The sequence below is a fragment of the Kitasatospora sp. NPDC036755 genome, from assembly GCF_040636595.1.
In the GTDB taxonomy this organism is placed as follows: domain Bacteria; phylum Actinomycetota; class Actinomycetes; order Streptomycetales; family Streptomycetaceae; genus Kitasatospora.
This window is the reverse complement of record NZ_JBEZUT010000650.1, coordinates 1-1,704: the sequence shown is the minus strand read 5'-3', so window position 1 is coordinate 1,704 and position 1,704 is coordinate 1. Positions and strand designations below refer to the sequence as shown.

Here is a 1,704-nt window from a genome sequence, read left to right as displayed (position 1 = left end):
CCGGGTGGCCGCCCCGCCGTCCGTGACCTCCAGGGTGAGCACCCCGTCGGCGTGCATCTGCCAGCGGACCAGCACCCCGCCGTCCGGCTCCTCCGCCCCCGCCGTACCCGGGGGCGGCACCGCGCCGAGCAGGGCGGCCGCCCCGTCGGTCCGCCCGACGACCGCCAAACCGACCGCCAAACCGACGGGCACCCGGCACGCCAAGCACTAAGAGGGGCGTCAGCTGCGGCGGCGGGCCAGCAGCGCCTCCTTGAGCCGGGGGAAGCGGGTGCTCAGCTGGTGCACCGCCGCCTGCCGGGCGCGCACCATCACGGCCCGGACGGCGGCCGCCGGTGCCGCCCCCACCGGGCCGAGCAGCAGCCGCTGGTTGGCGAGCTGGTCCGGCCGCCAGCGCTGCTTGTACGGCTCCTGGCCGCGCAGCAGGCCGAGCACCGGGACACCGGCGCCGACCGTCTCGTCCAGCGCCGCGCCGAACAGCAGTCCGGCGATGTCCAGCCGCTCGCGCAGCACCGGGTGGGCGCCGTACATGTACAGCCCGCCGAAGGAGGGGCAGAGCAGCAGCAGGTTCACCGCGACCAGCTGGCCGTCCAGGTGGAACTGGTGGACGGCGGCCCTGCCGGTGGCGACCAGCCCGGTGGTGGACTCGGTCAGGTGCCGGGCGAACCGCTCGGTGCGGTGCTCGGGCGTGACGCCGCGCGCCTGCCACTGCAGCTGGTGCAGCCGCAGCAGCCCGTCCAGCGCCTGCGGCACCTCGGCCACCGGGGTCGTGCGGACCTTCACCCCGGCCTCGGCGATCTTGCGGAGCTTCACCCGGCTGCGCTGGGCGGTCTTGCCGGGCACCCGTTTGAGCAGCCGGTCCATCGGGACGGCCGGCAGGTACTGGCAGAGCGAGTCCCGGTAGCGGCGGCGGCTGCCGCGCCAGTGCCCGTACACCCGGTGCACCGCCGCCTCCGGGTGGACCTCGCGCAGCTCCAGCCAGTGCCAGGGGCGGGTGAGCGGGAGCGCGGCGGCGAACTCGGCGGCGGACCGGTCGGCGAACTCGTCGTCGAGCAGGACGTCGGTGTAGTCGACCAGGCCGCCGCCGAGGCCGGTCAGGCCGCCGAGCGGTCCGCCGCGGCGTACGAAGGCGCCCGCGCCGACCAGCCGGCCGTCCCGGCGGACCAGGAGCACGACCAGGCTGCCCGGGCGGCCGTAGTGACGCCACCAGGAGCGCTGCCAGTCGGCGGCCTGGAAGAAGGTCGCGGTCCGGCAGCGGGCGGCGAGGTCGTCCCACTCCTCGGCGAGGACGTCCAGGGCGTCGTCCTCGCGGCGCAGCTCGGTGGTCCAGACCGGGGCCTTCGCCTGGGCGGGCAGGCCGCTTCTGCGGGTCTCGGTGCTCATCGGCCGCTCCCGGCCGGGGCCTTCCGCTGGGCGGGGGCCTGCGCGTCGGCCGGGGGCTGCTCCGCCGCCGGCGGCGCGGCGGCGGCGGCGCTCTGCTCGTCCGCCTTCGCGGCGGCCTTCACGGTGGTCTTCTTCGCGGTCCGCCCGGCGGCCTTGGTGCTCCCGGCCCTCCCGCCCTCGGCCTTCGCCGCTTCAGGCTCGGACTCGGACTCGGACTCGGGTTCAGGCTTGGGCTTGGGCTTGGGCTGCGCGGAGGCCGTGACCGTGGCCCCGGCCGCGGCCGGCTCCTCGCGGCGCGGGCGCGGGGCGGCCGGGACCGCCGCC

The 1,704-nt window shown here is 77.4% G+C and carries 1 protein-coding gene and 2 pseudogenes; all 3 read right to left on the bottom strand.

Annotation, left to right across the window (positions count from 1 at the left end; translation table 11 throughout):
* Positions 1–180: pseudogene (locus AB0E96_RS40945) on the bottom strand (hypothetical protein); the annotation flags it as partial.
* A gap of 39 nt (positions 181–219) precedes the next feature.
* Positions 220–1,380: a GNAT family N-acetyltransferase gene (locus AB0E96_RS40940; protein ID WP_359831903.1), complete on the bottom strand. Its 1,161-nt coding sequence runs from the start codon at positions 1,378–1,380 to the stop codon at positions 220–222.
* Positions 1,377–1,704 (bottom strand): annotated as a pseudogene (locus tag AB0E96_RS40935) (hypothetical protein); the annotation flags it as partial. The gene AB0E96_RS40940 and the pseudogene AB0E96_RS40935, both read right to left, overlap by 4 nt.

Bases quoted from the DNA above. Each gene is read 5' to 3' on its own strand.
- AB0E96_RS40940 (WP_359831903.1), bottom strand. From the start codon at position 1,380: ATGAGCACCGAGACCCGCAGAAGCGGCCTGCCCGCCCAGGCGAAGGCC.